At 43.5% G+C, this 22,139-nt stretch carries 17 protein-coding genes and 2 tRNA genes; 8 read left to right on the top strand and 11 right to left on the bottom strand.

The window, feature by feature from the left end; translation table 11 throughout:
- Positions 1 to 14: 14 nt before the first annotated feature.
- The 6 genes from MKX60_RS25190 to MKX60_RS25165 all read right to left on the bottom strand — a co-directional run bounded on the left by MKX60_RS25190 (position 15) and on the right by MKX60_RS25165 (position 3,151).
- A complete protein-coding gene (locus tag MKX60_RS25190; RefSeq protein ID WP_076284049.1) occupies positions 15 to 638 on the bottom strand; it encodes a DUF3885 domain-containing protein in 624 nt (207 codons plus the stop codon).
- Between the two features lie 54 nt (positions 639 to 692).
- The gene (locus tag MKX60_RS25185) at positions 693 to 1,163 is read right to left on the bottom strand and encodes a hypothetical protein (RefSeq protein ID WP_076284048.1); all 471 of its coding nucleotides are present in this window, start codon (positions 1,161 to 1,163) and stop codon (positions 693 to 695) included.
- 179 nt (positions 1,164 to 1,342) lie between these two features.
- Positions 1,343 to 1,789, bottom strand: coding sequence for an oxidoreductase (locus tag MKX60_RS25180; RefSeq protein ID WP_076284047.1), 447 nt, complete (start codon positions 1,787 to 1,789; stop codon positions 1,343 to 1,345).
- Between the two features lie 285 nt (positions 1,790 to 2,074).
- Positions 2,075 to 2,163, bottom strand: a tRNA-Ser gene (locus tag MKX60_RS25175).
- 7 nt (positions 2,164 to 2,170) lie between these two features.
- Positions 2,171 to 2,246: transfer RNA gene (locus tag MKX60_RS25170), tRNA-Asn, on the bottom strand.
- 152 nt (positions 2,247 to 2,398) lie between these two features.
- Positions 2,399 to 3,151, bottom strand: coding sequence for an MBL fold metallo-hydrolase (locus MKX60_RS25165; protein WP_076284046.1), 753 nt, complete (start codon positions 3,149 to 3,151; stop codon positions 2,399 to 2,401).
- Between the two features lie 126 nt (positions 3,152 to 3,277).
- On the opposite strand from MKX60_RS25165, the gene MKX60_RS25160 reads away from it, so the two are divergent.
- Entirely contained in the window at positions 3,278 to 3,709 is a 432-nt protein-coding gene (locus tag MKX60_RS25160) for an Lrp/AsnC family transcriptional regulator (RefSeq protein WP_076284045.1), read from the top strand.
- A gap of 200 nt (positions 3,710 to 3,909) precedes the next feature.
- Here MKX60_RS25160 and MKX60_RS25155 read toward each other — a convergent pair whose 3' ends face one another.
- On the bottom strand, positions 3,910 to 10,731 hold the full coding sequence (locus MKX60_RS25155) for an S-layer homology domain-containing protein (protein WP_341061334.1): 6,822 nt from the start codon (positions 10,729 to 10,731) through the stop codon (positions 3,910 to 3,912).
- A 204-nt stretch (positions 10,732 to 10,935) separates the two neighbouring features.
- Here MKX60_RS25155 and MKX60_RS25150 point away from each other — a divergent pair, with 204 nt between their 5' ends.
- On the top strand, positions 10,936 to 11,574 hold the full coding sequence (locus tag MKX60_RS25150; protein ID WP_341061333.1) for a pentapeptide repeat-containing protein: 639 nt from the start codon (positions 10,936 to 10,938) through the stop codon (positions 11,572 to 11,574).
- A gap of 13 nt (positions 11,575 to 11,587) precedes the next feature.
- Here the strand turns inward: MKX60_RS25150 and MKX60_RS25145 are convergent, their stop codons facing one another.
- Positions 11,588 to 12,058: a SprT family protein gene (locus MKX60_RS25145; protein WP_081382729.1), complete on the bottom strand. Its 471-nt coding sequence runs from the start codon at positions 12,056 to 12,058 to the stop codon at positions 11,588 to 11,590.
- A gap of 120 nt (positions 12,059 to 12,178) precedes the next feature.
- On the opposite strand from MKX60_RS25145, the gene MKX60_RS25140 reads away from it, so the two are divergent.
- Both MKX60_RS25140 and cmpA read left to right on the top strand, forming a co-directional pair.
- Positions 12,179 to 12,541, top strand: coding sequence for a hypothetical protein (locus tag MKX60_RS25140; protein WP_042124766.1), 363 nt, complete (start codon positions 12,179 to 12,181; stop codon positions 12,539 to 12,541).
- Between the two features lie 65 nt (positions 12,542 to 12,606).
- On the top strand, positions 12,607 to 12,744 hold the full coding sequence (gene cmpA / locus MKX60_RS25135) for a cortex morphogenetic protein CmpA (RefSeq protein ID WP_094874036.1): 138 nt from the start codon (positions 12,607 to 12,609) through the stop codon (positions 12,742 to 12,744).
- Between the two features lie 75 nt (positions 12,745 to 12,819).
- Here the strand turns inward: cmpA and MKX60_RS25130 are convergent, their stop codons facing one another.
- Together MKX60_RS25130 and MKX60_RS25125 are read right to left on the bottom strand one after the other, a co-directional pair.
- A complete protein-coding gene (locus tag MKX60_RS25130; RefSeq protein ID WP_156113060.1) occupies positions 12,820 to 12,990 on the bottom strand; it encodes a hypothetical protein in 171 nt (56 codons plus the stop codon).
- 122 nt (positions 12,991 to 13,112) lie between these two features.
- On the bottom strand, positions 13,113 to 16,475 hold the full coding sequence (locus tag MKX60_RS25125; protein WP_341061332.1) for a tetratricopeptide repeat protein: 3,363 nt from the start codon (positions 16,473 to 16,475) through the stop codon (positions 13,113 to 13,115).
- A gap of 174 nt (positions 16,476 to 16,649) precedes the next feature.
- Here MKX60_RS25125 and MKX60_RS25120 point away from each other — a divergent pair, with 174 nt between their 5' ends.
- On the top strand, positions 16,650 to 17,543 hold the full coding sequence (locus MKX60_RS25120) for an AraC family transcriptional regulator (protein ID WP_341061331.1): 894 nt from the start codon (positions 16,650 to 16,652) through the stop codon (positions 17,541 to 17,543).
- A gap of 79 nt (positions 17,544 to 17,622) precedes the next feature.
- Here MKX60_RS25120 and MKX60_RS25115 read toward each other — a convergent pair whose 3' ends face one another.
- On the bottom strand, positions 17,623 to 18,117 hold the full coding sequence (locus MKX60_RS25115; RefSeq protein WP_341061330.1) for a DinB family protein: 495 nt from the start codon (positions 18,115 to 18,117) through the stop codon (positions 17,623 to 17,625).
- 168 nt (positions 18,118 to 18,285) lie between these two features.
- On the opposite strand from MKX60_RS25115, the gene MKX60_RS25110 reads away from it, so the two are divergent.
- The 3 genes from MKX60_RS25110 (at position 18,286) to MKX60_RS25100 (ending at position 22,136) form a co-directional block, all read left to right on the top strand.
- The gene (locus MKX60_RS25110; protein ID WP_341061329.1) at positions 18,286 to 18,849 is read left to right on the top strand and encodes a CGNR zinc finger domain-containing protein; all 564 of its coding nucleotides are present in this window, start codon (positions 18,286 to 18,288) and stop codon (positions 18,847 to 18,849) included.
- A gap of 138 nt (positions 18,850 to 18,987) precedes the next feature.
- Positions 18,988 to 20,073 (top strand): stalk domain-containing protein, encoded by a 1,086-nt coding sequence (locus MKX60_RS25105; protein WP_341061327.1) that lies wholly within the window; start codon positions 18,988 to 18,990, stop codon positions 20,071 to 20,073.
- A 188-nt stretch (positions 20,074 to 20,261) separates the two neighbouring features.
- Positions 20,262 to 22,136 (top strand): acyltransferase family protein, encoded by a 1,875-nt coding sequence (locus MKX60_RS25100; protein WP_341061326.1) that lies wholly within the window; start codon positions 20,262 to 20,264, stop codon positions 22,134 to 22,136.
- Positions 22,137 to 22,139 lie beyond the last annotated feature (3 nt).

The following is a 22,139-nucleotide window of genomic DNA, read 5'->3' as shown; positions in this document are numbered from 1 at the left end:
TGTTAACCAAATGATTATACTTCCTTGAATAAATTATCAAAATACTCTCTATGATAATTCACTATCCAATCATTATATTTAAAATAAAGAGGTCTTAATTGATCTTTAGAACTGGCATGAATGATACATCCTCTATCATCATACATATAAAAAATAATATCCTTATCTTTACTAATAAAATATACACTTTGACCTATTGAAGGTTCTCTCCCTTGCTCATAGTGACTAATACCTTCAAGTATTTCTATGTATGGAAAAGTAGAGACTAACCCCGCAGATACTTTAACCTGATATTCATGTTTAATTTCTAATCTTTTCCCCTCATCATCCTCATCTTCATCTACTTCGAATAATGTTCTCTCTTCAATTATCTGTCCATTCATAAGCTTGTAAATATATTTAGATGTTGTATTTCCAAACATAGGATCATTTTGGTCACCCCAATCTTTGATCAGGACATAAATAAAATCATTTTGATTAAATGTTTCTTCAAATATTTTTACCACTCTTTTGTTTACTTGTTTAATTCTTCGTTTTGATCCATTTCGGAATGGTTCACCTAACTCAAATCTAATATGTATATCACTCTCAAAATTCGGAAAATTATTATCAATATATTCAAAAATTTCTTGTATCATTTGGCCTCCGGTATTTCTTCTCTATTCTCATTGCAACAGTTGCAAGCGACACTCTCATAATTTTTTTTTTGAGAGCTCTATTAGTGCATTTTTTGCAGTATCACTTACATTTTGATTTTGGTGATTTTCAAACAAAATAAAAACCGGGATATATTCTTTATTAAAAGTATTACTCAATGCATATAATGCATCTGCAAGAAGTTCAAATTCTATTTCTTCTATATGATCGGCTAAATAATCCAACTTATTTTTTGAGTAGTCATTTAGTAATTGTAGAATATCTTGTTTGATTTCTTTACAATGATCAAAGAGTAGGTGCTTTTCTAGAAGTAAGATGATTTCATCAAAATAAGACAATTCATAGCCGAAATATGGATCCAAGTACATGTCCAAACAAAATAATAGACTCCTCTTTTCAGAGACATCTTTATTATTCAAAAAATCGTTAATAGCAGTTGCCCCAGTAATTATGATATCTCGGTGTTTCTGAGTATAAGTTACATAACTAACTTCTCGTTCGTTCAAAAAAGAACACCTCTTTTCGTCCTTCCCACCAAAAATTATCAAAGCTGTTTAATGATTATCTCCAATTGCAAATAATATTTCGGTCCCTTGCTTCAGGTATTGCAAACCGAATAGCCGTTAGCTTCCACAGTGTGAATGCTGTGTTATTAGAAGAATTCCCTGAAAAACACAAAATCACTTTATTGAATCCCCGCAGTTCCAAATGTCTCTCTAATAACTTTTTCGTATTCATCCCATTTAAAATAAAAAGGCCCAACATCAATAGCTTTATTGCTGGGTTCCAGTTTGAAATCTCTCCATATGATAAGATCCTCTTCTTTCTCAATAAATACGGATATAAAGCCACACTCTTCATCTCCACACCAAGGGCAGACTAATATTGGGTATCTGTAGTACATATATTCATGCATTTGGTTTAATAAAAAATAGTTAATCATTTTCCTTTGATGCTCTTCACTCCCCCACCCGAGGGATGGAACCATGTCATGTCTTTTCAGCATTTGATAAAGAGACCTGCCATCAATTATTATGTCAGCAAATTTGGTATTTTTATTTCCTTCTTGATCCGGATCAAAACTATCATATCTACTTGAAGGTTTAGTTTGTAATTGATTTATAGTTTTCATGTTCCCTCCGTTAAATTTCTTTCAGTAATATGAATGTTGCGTTAGCTGATATAGCTGGATTCATGAAACTTAACAAGTAAACATTCGCCTTTTCCACTCTATTCACCTTCCAAAATATTGAATTTGATCACTGATAATTCAGATTAAAAAAGACAAATCACACATTCGTGTGATCTGTCCCGGTACTTCCTCAATTCCATATATATCACATTTAGCAACCGAAAATAATTTTACGTAACAAAAAAAGAGCCCCCATAATGGAAGCTCTTCTTATGTAATTCAGAACGGAGAGAGTGGGATTCGAACCCACGCACCGCTTACGCAGTCTAACCCCTTAGCAGAGGGTCCCCTTATAGCCACTTGGGTATCTCTCCATAAAAATGGCTCCCCGAACAGGACTCGAACCTGTGACAACTCGATTAACAGTCGAGTGCTCTACCAACTGAGCTATCAGGGAACATTAGAAGTAAATTAGAAGTGAACATGAATTAATTTATCATGATTTGAAGGTCTAGTCAAGCAGGTAAAATAATTTTTGTGATCGTTTTCAAATTCATGCATTATTTCTGCCATTAGCTAGATTTAAGAGGGGATTAATCCCCCCTTTGTTTATACGTAACACCATTCCCCGTCTTGCGGAAGCTGTACTCGATCCTGTAGCTCCTCCTTCTCCAAGTGAGCTTTTAGCTTATCCCGGGTAACAAGGCAATGGTTGATGGCGTCCATGTGTACAGCGATCAACTTAGTAGAAGAAGCATATTCGCATAAGTCTACGACATCCTGCTCATTCATTGTGATATGACCTCCGGTTAAAAACTGCGCTCCACCAGCATTAACGATCGTCATCTCAGGTTTAAAGGCATCGAGTGCAATCTTCACCTCATCACACCAAATCGTGTCTCCTGCCAAATACACAACTGGTTCGTTTTCCGCCTGAAAGACAAACCCGGATACCTTCCCCATCAGCTTGCCAATCTCTCCGGTTCCATGCTGTCCACCGGTACGTGTTATAGTTACTCCTTGGAATGTCAGCTTATCAGTGATTTCCGAGACGTTCTCAAATCCCTGCTCTACTAGGGTATCCCTGTCCCCCTCCTGACAAAATAACGGTAGATTATTCGGCAGCAAGGAAACGGCAGCGGCATCCCAATGATCTGGATGAAGATGCGTGACTATTATTGCATTAGGATTCAGCCATTTGTCTACTGATCCCGGTAACGATACAAGCGGATTCCGACGGTCATTTTCCGTATTAAAAATGGGAGGATTAGCGCCCTGCTCACTCAACATAGGATCAATAAGAAATGTACTTCCCCCATACTCCATCCATAGGGTCGCGTTGCGAATATGCTGTATTTTCATCGTAAGCCCTTCTTTCTTTCAGATATCTTCTGCTACAATTAATTATAGTTGGACCTTGAAACAGAATACATTGAGATTGGAAAGAGATTGGCCTGTTCTACTTTCACGCAGAAAGGATTTTAAATAATGACGAGTTCTTATTCCATAGATGATGTGGATTTTCGCATCCTACAGCTTCTAATTGATGATTCCACGATCAGTCACAGAGACATTGGGCAGCAAGTGCATATGACAGGCCAAGCTGTGGGCGCACGTATTCGCAAAATGCAGGACACCGGAGTGATTGAAGGCTACACCGTCCGCTGGAATCCAGATAAAGTTGGTGAGGCGATCAATGCCTTTATAACGGTCTTTCTAGGTTCGAATACGGTACATCCAGCCTTTCAAACATTCGCAAAGCAGCATGACAGCGTAAAAGAAATGCATCGCGTCAGTGGAGAAGGCTGCTATTGGATACGTGTTCGTACGGGAAGCCAAGAGGATTTGAATAACTTTCTCGACGAGATGCTAAAGTTCGGAAATTACAGAGTCAATTTATCGATGGGGAAGCTTAAATAAGGCTGTATCGCCTATGAGGCCGCTATCGGAGCCAGTTGACCTTTTACGCAGCATAATCGAATATTTGGCATACTAACGGACCCTCTAGTCGCTATTGGCATGAAAATCACCAAATATGTTCTGGCAGACAGCCTTCGTCCAAAAAACGCAGAGCAGCTATTCTCCAATTACTGGAGAATAGCTGCTCTTTTAGTAGAAATTTAATTCAATAATCCGGCAGCTTTAAGTAATCTTGCTAGGATCACAGCTGCCTCTGCACGGCTAGTATCACTGCCAGGCGCAAAGCTATCTGCCGATTGGCCTTTCATGATTCCTTTTGCTGTCAAGACATTCACAGCCTCTTTAGCCCAAGAAGAAATAGTAGACGAATCTGTGAATGCATCTGTCGCAGGGTTAACTCCAGATTCTCCAGCTCCAAGGTTTAACAGCTTTAGTGCCCTAGTTGCCATAACAGCCATTTGCTCCCGTGTAATAGGGGCGTTCGGACGGAAGGTTCCATCCTCATAGCCTTGAACCAGTCCTAAGGCTGCCGCAGCTTTGGTGTCTGCAGCATACCATGATAAATCAGACACATCACTGAAGGTCTTCGTTGTGTTCGCAGCGGCTAAGCCTAAAGAGCGAATTAGCATAGCTGCGAACTCAGCACGACTAACGGAATACTGAGGTGCAAAGTTATCTGTGGATTGTCCGGTCAAGATCAGTCGACTGGCAAGCGTTTCGATCTCGTTCTTTGCCCAGTGTGAAGAAATATCTCCAAAAGTTACAGGATGTTGTGCAACGACGAATATCCCGCTAGCACTGCTGCTCTTAACAGTAACCTTGGTCATCCCACCTACGATCTCGAATAATGCAGGTACATAACGGAAGGAACCCGTCTGCTCATCGTAAATAAGGACTACTCCCGTCTTTGCAACCAGTGCTCCCTCCATCATAAATGTACGATCTACATACGTAGTGCCGAACCCATTAGCAGGTACAGTGTTTTTGCCATCTGTGACCTTTAAGGTGACAGATGCCGGAGTTCCTTGTACATTAAAACCTTGCTGCTTAGCCTTGGCAAGCAGTTGTTCCAATCCTTTTCCACTTAGCGGATTTAGTTGAAACTCTAGCGTGCCCGCTGGCATTTGTGCCGCTTTCAGCACGCTCTCCACGAGTCCTAACGGGAAGCGATAGCTCATATCGCCACTGGCAATGACAAGCACCGCATTCGGGCTAAGTGCTGCTGCATTGCGTAAAGCTTCTGCGCTAAAGCGAGCTATACCCTCTCCGTTAGCTGAAATCTCGATAAGAGCTTGCCCAGCAGTCGCCTTAGCTTTTAGCTGCGCATCATGATTAGCAGCTGGTGTTGGCGTTGGTGTAGCGACAGGTGTAACAGGATTTGCTGACCCCGCCGGATCAGGAGTACTCGTTGGACCTGGTGTACTTGTTGGTTCAGTCGGATCCACAGGATCCGTCCCACCATTAGGTAACACCACCTCTACTGTATACACCCTCTTATCATTGCCAACAGTTACCGTGAAGTCTGTGCTTCCCGCTTTAACTCCATGGATACTGTCGTTTGTAAAAGTAGCAATGTCACTGCTCACAACATTAAAGGTAGCTTGTGTAGTAATATCCGCTCCTTCTTTGTCCAACACCTGAAGAATAGCTGACTTTCCTTGTTCTAGTACAACAGGTCCGCTCTGTCCATCTGCTAGCTTGATGGAGAAAGGTTTAACAGCTGTAGCTATCCCTTGGTTCTGTTCAATGATGCTAAATTCAGGAGATGCATTGGACAGGAGGTTCATCCGTTCACCACGAATAATCAAGTTGTCGACGAGCAGATTTCCTTTCAGCTCCTTTGTAACCTCAATCCCGCTTGTGCCCGCTCCGTCAATCACGTTATTCGTGAGAACCACGCCATCCATATTCAGATTACCGTGGGCAATCAGGCCAGAATAGGTGCTGTCGAGCGCCATATTGTTACGGATGAGTACTTTTCCTTTTAGGTTGCTCTCACCAGCGTACAGCCACAACGCACCGAGGTTTACCCCGTAGCCCGAATCATAACTACCTGTGCGAAGCAATGTATTCCGCTCAACGATAGTCGTTCCTTGGAACGGCTCTGCGGAGAAACGGGTAGATACAGCGATCCCGGCTCCGTTAGTTACAGTATCTTTTACCACGTTATCTTGAACTTTGTTATCTTTACCACCGAAGACCACAATGTTATCGGCCAACCATGGCAGTGAGACGTTATTAAAACGTGCCGTATTGTTATAGCTAAATGTCCGTTCCGCGCCATTCACTTCATTCAATTTGGCATCTGTGAAAGACCACATTGCAATACCATCATCCCCTGGATAGCGGATGTCACTTTGTTCCATCATGCTGTTGCCAGTGCCTACAGCAAAGTTAATTCCATCCGCCATCAGATTGCGGATTCGAAGACCTGCCATATACAGACCATTCGTACGAGCCTTCTCACCAATAGGTTGTGTTAACCACAAGCCTGCTTTGGTATGTTCAATCCATACGTTCTGAATGACCGAGCCTTGGCCAAAAGCACCATGGAAGGCGTTAGTGAACGCTTCATCGTCCCGTACATTAATACCACCCTCAATCAATAGGTCGTATACGCCAACCTTGCCACCGTGACCGTAAAATTTGGCGCCATTCAGAACCGTATACCACATGCCTGCTCCACGGATTTCGGCTGTATCCAGATCCAGCAGACCCTCTCCGACATTAAAAGTACCTACCGGGAACCAAACCCCTTTCCCTGTTGCCTTCGCTTCGGCAAGCGCTGCCTTAAAGGCTGCGGTATCATCTCCCTCATCATTGGCTACTGCTCCAAAATCCGTTACAGAAATAAAGCCGTCAGGACGAGTCAACTCAGGGGCTACCTGCTCCATATCCACCAAGTCGATGACGTATGAAGTCGCTTGGTCTCCTGTTCCCTTCTCTAAACGAATGGTTGCTCCGGCAGGAGCATCGCCAATCAGAGCATGAATTTCATCAAAGAAGCGATGTCCACTACCTTGACGAGGATCATTTGACCATGGGTAGCTGCCATATTCCCAAGCATATTTTGAAGTCAAATTAAGCTGTTTCTTAACTCCATCTACATATAGAGTCAATGTTTCTTCAGCACCAGCACCATCCGGACTGTCCGGAATGGAATAGCGCAGAACAATAGAATTAGCTGCTTCTGCAAGCTTGAACTCTATATAGTCCCCAGTATTCTTCAAGGCGACGGCTTGTCGTCCAGAAGCCTCTGAAGCCATTGTGCGATATTTCCGCGAAGGACCGATCAGCGTTCCGTTAGTCGCTGCATCTTCAGCTTCATAACTAATGTAAGGAACTGTGGCTCCGCGGTAAACTTTGTTTACGCTATTTTTTACTGTCAGGTTATCAATGCTTACTTTATTCCAATCCATATTGTCGTTGCTTAGAGAAACGGTGTTGATTCCTGCACGCAGCTGCAGCTTCACCTGTACAGTCTTCCAAGAGGAAGTCTTGACCACGTTAACTTTATCTGATTCCTTCAGGCCGTTCACCTCAAGCAACAGATCTGTTACATCACTGGAAGTATTCTTGTAACGAACAACGGCATCATATTCACCGGCTTGCTGGGCATTGACTGCAAACCGTATAACATGATCTCCTTGGAATGCTTCTTCTCCTGTATAAATTGCATCTGTAGGGATAGGCAGGAAGCTCCAAAGAGTGCTATCGGTTCCCACAGCAGAACCAAGTTGAACAGCTGATGCGTCGTGAGTAAGATAGGCTGTTTTATCCGCACTTAGCAGGAGCTTGTAGCCTAACTTCTCTTCCAGCGTCCACTGGGAACGTTCTGTTTCCCCAGAAGCTAACAAGACGGCTTGGTCTGCTTCATTTAAAGAAAGATATTGTTTGGTCTGAACATTCATTATGCGTTTACGTCCATTTACATCCTGGACGATCCATTGGGAGTGAGCCGCCTTGTCGGAGGCTTCTGCATATACGAGTGCCCCTTCTTGTTCAGCCAATTCTTTACCGGTCAGCCCTTTCGGCACGATCGTTATAATGTTGGTATCATTCTGAACTGGAGTTGTTGTATTGTTATTGCGCAGTTCTCCAGACGGAGTAGTAAACTCCTGCTGAGCCGCTTCAAGAGTCCATTGAGCTAAGCCGTCACTCTCTAGTAGGAGCGCACGTTCAGCATATCCTGTCTTATTCGCAATGTTTATTAATTCATCGTCGTATTCTCCATAGAGACTACGAATGGTGTAGTGCGTATAATCGGAAGCCAAGCTTACTTCCCAAGCAGATGCTCCGTCTATAGCCGGTTCCGCGCTACTGCTCTCCAAGTATGAATAATCTCCATTCAATGTTAAATAATGGCCTGTTGCTCGATTGATAATCGTTTGTTTGCCGTCCTGCACAAATATATTCCAATGCGAGAATCCATTCTCTGCTGACGGCTGCCCGTACAGAACAACTCCGTGTTCATTCTCGTATAAATACTCCCCGCTGCTTGCATTCTTAAATCTTACAGGGTAAGCAGGGATAGGTGGCGCAATCGCTTCAACGGCTTCAGCGGCAAAATGAGCACTGTTTCTATCCGCTGCATCGGGAGCCTTACTGATCTTTATAATCGGATTCCCATTCTCATCAGAAGCCCCATACATATAGTGGCCAGCCCATCCACTCTTGAAAGTAGTCAGACCTGAAGGCTGCATATCCACAATCCACTTAATGCTGCCCCATACATCATAGACGGTTTGCAGTGTCTGAACGGCAACATTAGGCTCAATCTCATCTACTGCACCACCTATATGCTCCAGGGAGAGGTAACGTCCAGTACCTTTATTTTTAATCTTCACAGATCCATTGCTACCAGCTATTTCTTGCAGCTGCCAGACAAAGGTATCGTCATTCATATCAAGTGAACCATAAGTAGCCTGACCTACTGTTACATCCTCGTTCGCAGCAGCTAAAGCTACAGGATTTGGATCAGCGGTTGCAGATTCCGACTTATCCTGCGGAACCACTGCTTCAGTGTCCTGCGAATCATAGACAGCTTCGGTGACTGTCTTAGATTCTAGCAATTTCTCTAGTACATCTGGAGAAGTCAACAAAGGACCATCCTTAAGATATTGATCCTCACCATTTACAGCGTCTAGCTTGAAGCGGAACAAGTCCGGCTTTTTCTCAGTAACGGTAACAAATCGCCACTGTGGGCTGCCCCAGCCTGGATTGATCACACCATACTCGGCGTATTTAGTGAGATTTTGAAGTGAAATGAACTTCTCAGGGAATTTATTAGGTTCCTTATCGAGAACACTGCTGATTACGTATGTGTTGTCGCCAATATTTTTACCTGTCCAGATAAATTCCCGCTCCACATTATTCCTGTCTGGAAGCTCAGTGACCTGGATATGGCCATCTGGCATATTCATTGTGTTAATGTAGTGGCCTGTTTTCTTGTTCTTGAATAACTTACGGCCATTATATTTCTCAATCAGCCATTGATCGGAGCCATCCTTTTGCATATTTCCATATTTCAAGAGACCATCAGCAGATTCATACCAATAAAAAGACTTCCAGCCATTTTGAATACGATAATATGGAATGGTGCCATCTGTTGGTGTGTTAGGGTCTAGAAGCTGCCACTGGGCGCTTAATGAAGTCGCATCCCCACTTGCTCCAGCACTGTCTCCACCCAAGGTAGATAGATAGATGCCTTTGCTCTCTACATTTTCTAGTGTCAGATAATCATCATAATCATCAGAATCTTTAAAATTCCATTGATCCGATGGTTGGCTTCCGCTGATCTGCTCAGCCTTGGCTGTGCCATCACTATACGAAAGGTAATGATTAGTTGCTGCATTACGGATACGTTTATTACCGTCATAATCCTCTATATACCATAGATAATCGGATGAATCAGCAGTATCTGGAGCAATTAATCCGTGCTTAAGTGCACCGTTTGCGGATTCATACAAGAAATCTGTAGCTACTTGTGCATCTGTATAAGTTGCCAAGCGTACCGGCTGCAACTCGGAAATAGGGACAACTGTCCACTGGGCATTATGACTGGTTGCTTCACCCGGCCAGCTGTTAGAGCGCACGTTGTTATCTTCCTCAAACTGAGGATTCAGCCATAAAGGCTTAACTCCGTCGGTTAATCCTTTATTACTTAAGGTAATAAAACCCGCTCCATCCGCGCCTGGTGCATCTTCTTTCACCCATTCACTTAGCATCACCTTGTCCGGATCGATTTCTTGCGAAAAGACTCCAGCCCAAGTCACTTCATTTTGCTTAATATAATGACCCGTCTCACGGTTTCGAATCATCAGTGTTCCGTCATCCGTTCCCGGCTCAAGAAGCCACTGGGCAGCCTCATTCTTCAAAGGCTGTTTACCGTAAAGTACATTTCCTTTCTCCTCATACATCACCTGACCGGGACGCATCCGGCTTTCCAACCGTACAGGTACTGTTCCTGCGTTAGGATCAATAAAAGCCCACTGCGGACTCTCAAACGTAATATTGATATCCGAGCTTACTTGCGCATAACCAAGCTGATTCTCCTCGTGGATAACCAGCTTACTCTCAGGCACGCTCGCGCTTCGGATGATCATGTATCCGTTTCTATTGGAAGTATCGATCAACCATTGATCCGTAACACTTCCAGCTCCTTGGAGATCTGCCGCCTTAAGTGTATCCTCTTTGCCGTTGTTACCAGCCATTGTAATGTAGTGGCCCGTCTTCACATTCTTAATTCGTGACAGACCATTTACAGTCTCCACTGTCCAATGCGATGATGTGTCCGCTGGATTGGTCATGCCATAACGCACGATACCATCAGACGTTTCATATAAGAAATTATTTTTCCACTTATTCTTGATGAGTACTGTCCCTGATGGAATTAGCCCTGCGCCTGTTCCTCCAACCCCTTCTGCTCCTACGGAACCGCTACCGATTCCCATCACAGGCAAGCTTGAGAAAATCAGCAGCATCGCGAGCAGACCCGCCATCGCGGACCTGAATCGTTTCATAAATGTGCCCCCTCTACCTAATATGGACTTCCCTTCCATCTTAAGTTGGCAACGCTTACAAAACGATGTGTGATTTTATCCATAAAAAGGTGTATTTGTACGTATCTCCCGAAAGGTCTGAGCGCTACTGAAAATTGACAAATCTGCTGAACCCTAAGATAGTTAATTTAATTAGAAACGAGCATTCATTAAATGGAGGTACATATGAAATTCAAAATGGATTCACCAAAAATATCAGATCCAGACGCTCTACTCCCTGAGCAAATATACTCGCTGCAAACCAAAGATGAATTCAGTCGTTGCAGCATAAGCGATACAGTTATTGATAATCAAGAGGCGAATAAAGTCAGCTTTGATCAAGTGGTTTTTAAAAATGTTACGATTATCGAGTCGTCCTTAACTGGGATTGAACTGATGGATGTAATTTTTGAGCGATGCGATCTATCCAATGTGGATTTTACGAATGCAATTATTCATCGAACCGAATTCAGGAACTGCAAGCTCATCGGTACGGACTTCACAAGAGGCAGATTCCAGAATGTTCGCGTGGTAGATTGTATCGGGGATTTCGCAACATTTCGAATGGCTAATCTGAAGCAGGTTGCTTTTGAGAATAGTTCATTGATGAGCTCTGATTACTACCAATCGAATTTCCAGAAAGTCAGCTTCAGCGAATGTAATATTGATCAAGCCACATTGTCAGGATCAAAGCTTAACGGGATCGATCTTAGTGACTGCGAGTTTAGTAGCTTGATCGTGGATATACAAGATTTGGAGGGATGTATCATTTCGCCTCAGCAAGCTGTTTCCTTTGTTGGATTGATGGGTCTGGTTATAAAATAACGTGCTGTTCTACTTACTGGACTTCCAGCGCTAGCAGCTTCAGCTTACCCGAACATTTGCCGCAGCGGTAGCGCTTTGGGTCTACTTTTCGCTTACGCGGATACTCCATAGCACATGCTGTACAGATCAGCTTGTACCGGTAAGGGAGTGACTTTCGAGCTTTCGCACCCGGCAATGTCTGACAATAGCGACTCCCGCCGACTTGTGCCAGCAGTCTTTTGAAATCAGTGTCACGATGCATATACCCTCGCTTCGCCAAATGCAGATGATAATGGCAGAGCTCGTGTTTTATAATCTTCTCCGTCTCTTCTCTACCGAACATAGCAAGCTGATGGGGATTAATCTCTATATTATGGCTCTTGGTAAAATATCGACCGCCTGTTGAAGATAATCGGCTGTTAAAGCTTGCCTTGTGCCTAAAGGGTACGCCAAAGCTGTCCCGTGATACCTGCTCAATCCACAGCTGCAGCTCTTCGTTGCTCATCGTTTCCATAGCGTTCTATCACAAGTCCTTTCCACGGGAATTAAGATCTCTACTTGAATTGTAACTTGTGCATAGGCTAAACTGTCAAGAAGGAAGACAAGTACGGAGGGAGAATGACCAATGCCGAAAATGCGGTATGTAATTTTGCAGCAACATCAAGAATTGCAATTCGTGGAAATGCCCGAGGAATATGCGTACCAGCTAAGTGCGCTCAATTTACGTCTAAACAAAGAAATCGACAAGCTGACAGCCGATAATGTACCGGATCTGCCCTTAGCTATTGCTGAGTGTGATTCATTGGATCTGCTACGCGAAGATTACTCTCTGGAGTCCGGTCTGGATTATATCAATAGATTGGAACAGGCCTTTGCCTCTGTTCAGGAGCAAAAGAACTATCCACTCATCTCCCTGCTGACCGAGATTCGGGCGCTGCAAGCGCAATTAGAGCAATGGTACGAAGAGGAAGCAGAAAGCATTCTGTAAATCGTCACCTTTAGGCTCATTTCTCCATATGCTAACTTACGTAAGCAGTTAGAGGAGTGATACCCTTGCCACAGTGGCTCTGCCATCAACTGATGAAAGCCTATTACAAAAAAGACCGCCGTCAGATCAAGCTGCTGAACGAGTGCTGGTTCTTTTATCGTAATTCTGCGGAATCACCGGATTCCATCCAGAGAAATTTATAGGATTCGTTAAATTCAAAAATCCATCCCGCTACTTACAGGGGATGGATTTTTGTATAGGATTCGTTGGAATCTGAATTAGAACATAGGGAATACATATCTGACCAAGAAGAAAAGTGCTCCGAAAAAAATAATAATATAAGCAGCATATTTAATAAAGGTAGATGCGACAACACTGGAATCCGATTTCCGTTGCACCTCTGTATGCTCCACTTCAACGCTTCTATCTTTATAGCCCGGTTCCATCATCAATCTCTCCTTTCGAATATAGGCTGGTAGATAGTCTCCATTAACCCGGGGCTTTCAGAGTTGAAACAAAATTCCAAATCGAACCAGTTATTTTCCTTCATCATGAAACTGCTTTATTTCTTTTATGATTCCAAGCACATCGCCTTGTGAATTCGAGCTCCCTGATGGTTCGGCTCCAAGTGCAACGCTTCTTCAAATCGTTCTTTCGCTTCTGCCATTTCCCCTAAACCTAATAAACCTAAACCCATCATGAACAAGCAATGAATTTGATTGCGTCTATTCAGATCATCCTCAAATACGAGGAAATCAGGTAAGGATACGGCAAAATAATCAATCTTCACCTCATCAAAGAGATGTCTTTCTGCGAAATCGATCAGCTTATTAAAACGCCGGTTCGCTTCCTTGGGATGATTCAGCTGTACCCATGCTAGGCCCTGATAGAAGATCATTTCTGGCGGCTGATCGTTGTAGTACATCGCGCTGGCTGGTTCTTTCAAGCCTTGAGACGCAATCGCCCAGTGTCGTGCAGCTTCTTGCATCTTGCCTAATCCGTTATAAGCCACACCAAGCTCGTAATACACATTATTCTCTTGCGCACCATCGAGCTTACCCTCACCTAAATTCTCTGGATAATGAAGCGCACGTGTTAATAATGAGATAGCCTCTTCATATTGGCCTACCTGATTCGCCTGCTTACTCAGTTCAACAAGCGCCAAAACATATTGCCCCGTAGCTTTCCCCTCTCCACCTTCCCATGGATGGAATTGACGTCGTAATAGAACAGACAAAGCCTCTTCATACTTGCTAAGCAAATTCAGTAGGGTCACATATTCAAGGTATAGATCATCCCGCTTCTCCACCAGCTCCATATGCTGCTGCAGTCTTGCCATCCGCTCCTGAGCAGAAACACCAATCTTCTTATACAATTGGTCCAGCTCGTAGAATACTCTCGCATCATTCGTATTGCACTGGAAAGCTTGTTCAAGTGACTGCAAGGAAGCCTCAGCATCATTACGCTTATTGTAATAAGCAAGCGCAAGGTTACGATGAACCGTCGGGAAACGATCATCAAGCGCGACGGATTGCTCCCAATGGCGAATGGCATCGTCGGTACGTTTTTTATCATAGAATAGATTTCCTAGATAATAATGAGCCTTACTATCTAGCGGATTGCAGGCAATCGCGCTTTCTAATACCTGCAGCTCAAACAAGCTGTTCGGGAAGCAATAATCAGAAGATGCTGCTTGAGCAAGCTGAAGCTGCGCTGTCGCATCTTCCTCACGGCCCATTTTCTCGTGTACATAAGCCAATGTGTAATGCACCATCGGATAATTGGGTTCATTCGATTTCCTACGAATTTGCTCTAACACCTGTGCAGCTTCCGCGAACAATCCACTACCTGCATAATCGGAAGCTAGATTTAAATAGTTATGCACATCGTTTCGCATGAACCGTGCAAGCTTCATCTGAGCCTCAGCTGCTTCCTCTTGTCGCCCGAGCAATGTAAGCGTAAGCACTCTCTCATACGCTGCCCCGAAATCCGCGATATCTAGTTTCAATGTCTCCTCTGCGAATGTAATCGCCTCAGAGTAACGTCCAAGCTTGCGTAAAAGTGCTGTTTTTACATGTCTTGATTTATAGTTTCTTGTGTTACGTGCCAAAGATCTAGTTGCGAGTTCCAACGCTTCTTCATACGCCCCACGTTCACAAGCAATTTGACTCAATGCATAGTATCCACTGTCTTGAAATGCTGCAGACCATACCGCCTTGTAGAAGGCAGCAAATGCTTCTTCCTTGCGATCCTGCAGTCTGAGAACTACACCAAGCTGATAGTATGCTTCACTATCATATGGATTCGGATTGCGCCAAGTCAGCGATCGTATAGCCGTACGGAAATGATTTTCCGCTTGCTTGAACAATCCTCGACGAAGCAGCAGTGTCCCATAAGCCACATTAAGCCGAATATCGGATGCATCTCTTCTTAAGCCTTCTTCATAATAATGCTCTGGCTCGAACGTAGCATGACGGTATTGCTCCAAGTGAACTCCAGCCAAATACAACTGCTCTGTGCTTTTTAATTCTTCCGGTAGTGGAAGTGGCTTGGCTGCATCTGGAACCTGTTCAATGCTAGGCTTCGCTGGACGATAAGATATGAGGCTGTTTCCGTTCACATCAAACACCGTTAGGATTAAGTGATGCGGCTGATCCACTTTATCTAACGTAATGACAGATTTATAGGTTAATTCTGGAGAGAGCGTAACGGTATCCTTCACGTACGTTCTATGCTGACCTCTAAGTTCAATAACCGCTCCCTCGAATACCGAAGTTCCATAGGCCATCACAGTGGCAGTCTGTAAAGTCTCATCCACCTCAAGATTAACGGCGGCATCAATAGAAGCATTTTTCACAACACCGATGTTCTTATATGGCATGAAATATTGTATAAATGACTTCTCTTCATACGGTTGGAGCCAAGTGAAATCGGGTTGATTATCCGTAAATACCCCTGTCATTAATTCAATATAGGGTCCGTCCTCATCGGTTAAATTACGGTCCCACGCTTGACCAAATTCGCCGTTCCCCCAAGTCCACTGCTTTTTACCCGGAGATACATGGTGATTCGCTACGTGAAGCAGACCCGCTTCAACCCCATGATCATAGCCACCCACGAAATTATAATCCGATTTATAAGCCATGTATGACGTAGGAACAGGAATATTTTTATAGCGTGAAATATCTACACCTTCGGAATAGTCCATCTTGTAATACGTTCCTGTTGCAATAGGGAATCTGGACACATCACGCTTACCATGGTCGAATACGGCTGTGACATCCGGTGGAAACACCGATTGCGTATGGTCATTGACTGCAACCGCAGGGTTTGCCCACCATAAGAAGGTTTGTGGCTCCGAAGTTCGGTTATATAGCTGTGCTGTAACTTCGAGATAGGCTTTTCCAGGATGCAGCGTGAAGCCCGTTGTGACCTTCGTTCCATACATCCGGTCAATTTCACTCACCCATACGGTTGCACTGCCATCTTCATTCTCCGTAATTACATGCTCCACAGGGCCAAACGTGTTCGGACGATGATGCTGCGGCCAGTTAAATTCAATTCCACCTGAAATCCATGGTCCTGTCAGACCAACAAGCGCAGGTTTAATCACGCGATTATAGTAAACAAAATCATAATTGTTCGTCTTATCCAGAGCACGATAGATACGGCCGCCAATTTCAGGCATGATCTCGATGCGTACATATTCATTTTCGAGCATTACCATCTGATACGATTTCATTTCTTTCTCATCCATAATTTTATCAACCACAGGATGTGGATATACTCGCCCCGAGCTGCCTTGATAGACTCGCTTCTCGAGGAACATTGGATTTTTATCGGGTTCACCTGTTTCATAGGTAGGAATTTCAACCATTTCCTCCCATATGCGGACGCTGTTCGTTAAGATTGCAGAAGGCTCTTTCATACTCATTTCGTTCTCTCCTCCTTCGTGATATAGCTCTAATTTATCGTTGTATGCGCTTTTAAACAATTGACGATAATCTGTAACTGATGGACAATATTCTTATCCTAAAAATAATATTCTCCTTATGAATAGGTTGTTATTTCAAATAAATAAATTATGTTCTTAAAAAGGAGGGTTATCATGACAGATATCTCATTAAAGCCGGATGGCTTCGATGAGCAGAAGCTTTTTGTGCTGCCCGATTTCATGATGAATGAATTACATGAGAATCCGTTAACAAATTCCTTCTATGTAAGTGACATTGGCTGCTTCCCAAGAGCGAAGTTTCATTATCGAGAGCGTCCACAAGGATGTGACTCGCATATTCTTATGTATTGCGTAGAGGGTGAAGGGTGGATGGAGAGTCATCACAATAAGCTGATTCAAATAAAAGAACGGCAAATAGCTGTCATTCCTGCCGGAACACCCCATCGATATGGTGCTTCAGATGTGAATCCCTGGACGATCTACTGGATGCATCTAAAAGGAACGCATGCCGCTGCGTTGATTCAAACTTATGCCATGGACGTAGAGCCGCTAACCTTTACACTGAACCTTCATACCCAATGGATCGAAGATTTCGAGCAATGTTATGCCCTGTTATCGGATAAGCCTTATGCCATGCGTAATCATATCTATGTGTCTCAGTGCATTCGTCATCTGATCAGCCACGTGGGATTGAGTACCATGAACTCTGAGCAAGATAAAAAGAACGAACGTTATCTTGAGCAAGCCATTCGCTACATGACAGATCGAATCAACAGCTCCATTTCACTCCCGGATGTAGCGAAGCATATGGGGTTATCGAAGCAGCATCTAATTTATCTATTTAATCAAGAAACCGGGGTTCCCCCGATTGAATTCTATCTGCGCCTCAAAATGCAGCGTGCCAGTCAACTGCTAGCATTAACCGATTTACATATTAAAGAAATCTCTAGTGCTATCGGGATGCAGGACCCCTACTACTTTTCTAGATTGTTCAAAAAAATAATGGGATGCTCGCCGACTCAATATCGAAGCACCCCAAAAGGTTAAAATAAAGAAAAGCCACACGACCGCTGCACCAGGTAAACCAGTATAGTGGAGTGTGGCTTATATTTTTATTGTAGAGGTTCTAATTAAAACTACGGTTGGAAACCCAGGAGCCTTGCAGTTTACGAAGCATAATAATTTGTCCGGTGTGGTATGAATCATGCAGGATAAGACTCATTACCTCTTCCCCTGGGGCATGACCCGAACCACCCCAATCATATGCGCCTTCTTCCAACGCCTCAATGATTTCTCTAAGAGCAGCGTGCACGTCTTTCAGGTCTGCAACGACCTTCGACCATGCTTCTTCCCCTTCCGTTGTTACAGTGAAGGTATCATCGTTGCTTTCAGCATCAGGTTGTTTGGGCAACCCTTTTAACTTTCGCAGCAAACGCACCTTATAATATGTTAGATGGTTAACCGTCTCCCAGATGGAATTGACTGTACTCCCCTCTGGCTTCCAAAGTGCCTGTTTACTGTCCACACCTTCCAGTGCATCACTTAATGGCGGGGCCCAATCCTCGATATCCATGCAATAATCCCAATTTTGCAGCAGAACCTCACTGATTTTATTTTGCATGTTCAACCTCCTAATACTTACTGAATTATGTAACTACTTAAACCATTATATAGTGGTTACACAAGAAATGTAGCATATTTCCAGCGTTCAATCAAGTAACTAGCTAATCACAATTTTAACTGTTACAATCGTTGTAATCGATAGTTGTGCGGAAAGGATGAACAGGACGTGTTGTGGGAGGATTTCATTAATAGTTACTGGCGGGATTGGCGAACAGGAGATAAGAATAAGGATCGGGATGAACTCGAAGATCCGGAGTGGATTGCGAAATGGCTGAAGAAGCATGCTCTGCTAGAAACACAGCTGCCGAATACGATAGAACTGGAACAGCTAATGAAGCTTCGATCCCTACTATGGGACTGGGTACAGGCTATTGTACAAGGAAAATCGATGGATGGAGAAATGCTGAAGCAGCTCAATATCTATATGGACAAGGGTCCTGTTACGCGGCGAATGATATGGAAAAGTGCCGAGCAAGCGGAGATTTCATTATTGCCACTACATAGCGGTTGGGAGCAGGTGATGGCGGAGATAGCGGCGTCTTTTGCGGAGGCTATGCTTGAAAAAGAACCCTCAAGATTCCGTATCTGCGAGAATCCCGATTGCCTCTGGGTCTATTACGACGATACACGCAACCGCTCTAAGCGGTACTGCGATGACAAGGCTTGTGGCAACCTCATGAAGGTGCGGCGGTTCCGGGCGCGGAAGAAGGCTGAAAAGGGTTCGGAGTGACTATCAAAGGAACTCTTGCGGGATGACGAATTTCGATCAACATTTATCCCCCCCAAACTTTTCAACACTCCTAATACGTCTTGCTAGTAAGTGCGCTAATAACACACTTATTACAACGAAATGGAGCGTGAACAAACAATGAAAAAGAGCCCTTTTAACGTATTGAAGCTTGGTGTAGTCGGATTAACGGTTGTGGGAATAAGCGCTGGCATGTTACCAATGAATGGCACTGCTTTTGCTGATGCAGTGAACACGACTAAGCCTGCCATCAATGCCCCGATTTCAGCTGTACCGATTTCCACCATCAATAACACTGGAATCCAAATCAAAGAAGTAATTCTCACATCTTCAACGGAGCTTCTGAATACAAATATTAAAGTGCCACAGATCGTAGGTATGTTGGATACGAAGGCTCAGGAAGAGATCAACAGTGTCATTCTCTCTAATGCGCAGAAAGACCTTGCTCTTTGGGAAAAGGATGCAACTGAAGCAGCTGCAGACGCTAAAAAGGCTGGTTTTGAGTATCGCCCATATGAGCTAAATATTATTTATGACTTAAAGGAAAATAAAACGGATAACCCTTCTGGAATGATATCACTTGTCGTTACTTCTCAAGGTGAAACTGGTGGAACGGGTATGCCTCGTGTAGATACATACAATGTATTTAATACGAAACAAGCGAAGCGGATTGCCTTGTCAGATTTCTTTGGAAACGACTTTAAGGAAAAGTTGAATGCCGGTATCCTTGCGAAGATCAATGAGGAGCCTGAGAACTATTTTATTGAGGATTTCAAAGGGATCGACGAAGAACAAGGTTTTTATATTGAAAATGGTGAGGTTGTCATCCTCTTCCCTAAATATAGTATTGCTCCAGGCGCCATGGGAACTCCTGAATTTCGTTTCAGTACCCATATTACGAACAACCCGAAGCTCGATTTAATTACAATAGCTACATTTAAGAATGCTAATGGGGTTTCAATGGTGTCATTACGTGATGTGGCGAATCGTTTAGGATATGAAATCAAGTGGAATCAAACGTCGCGCTCAGCTGAGCTGAAGAAAGGTGCACAGTGGACAAATGTTACCTTAGGTAAAGATTCTTACTTTTTTGCCAAAATGGCACCTGTCACTTTAGGTACTGCTCCTATCCTAAAGAACGATACGATATACGTTCCGGTTAAAATGGTTACCGATATTTTACGTGTGGAAATTAAGAACGGCTAATTAGGCTAATGGCATTCCAGAATGTTTTTTTGTTCTAGAATGCCTTTTTAAATTCATAGGCACTTGTGTACCGATTTCTGATCCATTCATGGTCACTCCTTTATTTACCAAGAGAAGCTAAGAACTTTTTTAAGTTAGTCATACGTCTTGCTGACATAAGACAACTGATGACGAAGGAATGAACTACCATGAAAGAAATCAAGGTTACACCACCGACTAACTCTTTAGAACCTGACAATTCCACGACTAGAAGGCGTTATATGCCGGGAATAGATGGACTTCGCGCACTCTCTGTGATCGCAGTTATTGCGTATCATCTCGACCTCAATTGGGCTCCAGGAGGACTTATAGGGGTCGGAATATTCTTCGTTCTGTCTGGATATCTGATCACGGATCAAATCATCCAAAGGTGGAAGCAAGACCGACGGTTCGACCTTAAAGATTTCTGGATCAGACGAGCGCGACGGCTATTGCCTGCTATGTTTGTCATGCTTTTTGTCACTGCTATGTGGCTTCTGTTGTTCGATCGTTCACGATTAGCAGCATTACAAGGGGACTTTATATCTTCAACGTTATACTTCAATAACTGGTGGCTTATTTTTCACGATGTATCTTATTTCGAGAGCTTTGGACCTCCTTCTCCTATCGGTCATTTGTGGTCGCTCGCTATTGAGGAACAGTTCTACTTCATTTGGCCATTGGTTATTATTGTAGGGTTACGCCTTGCACCTCAGCGAGGTAAACTCATTGTGATGTGTCTAACAGGGGCATTCCTCTCGGCACTTGCTATGGCGCTAATCTATCAACCTGGAGTTGACCCAAGCCGAGTCTATTATGGTACTGATACTCGAGCTTTTGCTCTACTGATTGGAGCCGCTCTCGCTCTAGCATGGCCGAGTCAAAATTTGACCGATAAGATTTCACGCAGATCTCGCTATATCCTTGACTTCAGTGGTGCAATCGGATTAATCACCCTCATTCTTATGATTTGGCGGACGAATGAGTACGGACAATTTCTTTATTATGGCGGCTTGGTTCTAGTGTCGATCCTTTCCGCAATTGTAATAGCTGTACTCGCACATCCTGCGAGCCGACTAGCTAAAATCATGGGTTGCAAGCCCTTGCGTTGGATTGGCGTACGTTCCTATAGTATTTACATATGGCATTATCCAGTCATCATTCTAACTAATCCTACAGTAGATACAGGTGGGTTCGATGGTTTCCGTGTTCTTTTTCAGCTGGGAGTTAGCCTCCTATTAGCCTCACTATCGTGGAAATATATCGAAGAACCTATTCGTCAAGGTTTATTAGGAAGATGGTGTACGAAATTAAGCATTCGTCTGCAATTCAAGATTCGACCCTTATTCATCTTTATTGCAGTCCCGTTAATCATATTGTCCATATCCTGCAGTAGCAACTTGGATACTAAGATATCCGCAGATCCGAATACAGGCACTATTACTAATCCCGATAAGAATGAACATAAGGTCACACTAGTGCCCCCTCAAAATGTACCAACACCTGTGCCTGTACCAGTACCAGTAGATCCACCGAAGAAGCCAGAACCTCAGCCTCAGGTAGAAGAAGCAGGTAAAGGTGTTACTGCGATAGGTGATTCCGTAATCCTCGATGCTGCTCCTTATCTACAAGAACTTCTGCCAGGCATTGTTATCGATGGTAAGGTAGGCAGGCAGATGTCACAGGCACAAGAAGTGGTCGATAAACTTAGAACCAAGGGGAAACTTGGCACTCGAGTGATCATTAATCTAGGTACGAACGGAGCTTTTAACTCCAATCAATTGCGGAAATTACTTATTTCACTTGAAGATGTTCAGCAAGTCGTACTAGTAAACACACGTGTACCGAAAAAATGGCAAAATACTGTGAATACCTTGCTTAAGAAAGTGGCTTTAGAATTCCCCAATGCTATGGTTGTAGACTGGCATTCCTCAAGCGAAGGAAAGGATTCTTACTTCTATGAGGATGGCGTTCATCTAAAACGAGAAGGTGCCAAATCCTATGCCGCACTTGTAGCTAAAGCCATACAAAAGGAGAATCAATGAGAA

Source organism: Paenibacillus sp. FSL R5-0914, from assembly GCF_038004525.1.
Classification (GTDB): domain Bacteria; phylum Bacillota; class Bacilli; order Paenibacillales; family Paenibacillaceae; genus Paenibacillus_AQ.
The sequence above is the reverse complement of the archived record's forward strand: the minus strand, read 5'-3'. Positions and strand labels throughout refer to the sequence as shown.